Origin of the sequence: Melaminivora alkalimesophila, assembly GCF_000282995.1 — a bacterium.
Taxonomy (GTDB): Bacteria; Pseudomonadota; Gammaproteobacteria; order Burkholderiales; family Burkholderiaceae_C; genus Melaminivora; species Melaminivora alkalimesophila.
On sequence record NZ_ALEE01000443.1, the window covers coordinates 1 to 577 of the forward strand.

The following is a 577-nucleotide window of genomic DNA, read 5'->3' on the forward strand; positions in this document are numbered from 1 at the left end:
GGCGCTCCTGCCGCTGCAGGGACTGGCCGCGGACACCCCCCTCGGGCCCATTCCCCGCCCCGGCAACGGCTCCGCGGGCAGTGGCCCGGACAGCCTCCCGACCCCCAGCGTGGAAGAGCTGCGCAAGCGGCTGGAGGCCATCCCGCAAAAACTCCGGGAAGAGGACGACGGGCGCCGCCTGGTCGCCGAGGCCAGCGCCATCGGGGCCGCCGCCGAACGCCTGGCGGCGCAGCGCAGCGCCGAACTCGCCGACCTGGACGCGCGGCTCGAGGGGCTTGGGCCGGCGCCCGACAAGGGCGCACCGGGCGATGCGCCCGACGTGGTGCAGCAGCGCGCCAGCCTGACGCGCCAGCGCGCCGCCCTGGACAGCGAACTCAAGCTGGCGCGCCTGGTCAGTGTGGACGCCAGCCAGCGGGCCAACGAGCTGACGCGCCAGCGCCACGCCCAGTTCCAGGCAGCGCTGAGCTCGCGCACCGATTCGCCCCTGAGCGCCGCCTTCTGGCGGAACCTGCGCAACGCCTCCGCGGGGGACCGGGCGCGCCTGCAGTCGCTGGCCACCGAGCTGGCCACGGCGGTC

General features: G+C 76.3%; 1 protein-coding gene. It reads left to right on the plus strand.

Translation table 11 applies throughout. From position 1 onward, the window contains the following. Positions 1-49: 49 nt before the first annotated feature. The coding region (locus tag A612_RS08720) for a DUF3772 domain-containing protein (RefSeq protein WP_241209535.1) at positions 50-577 on the plus strand (528 nt) is incomplete at its 3' end.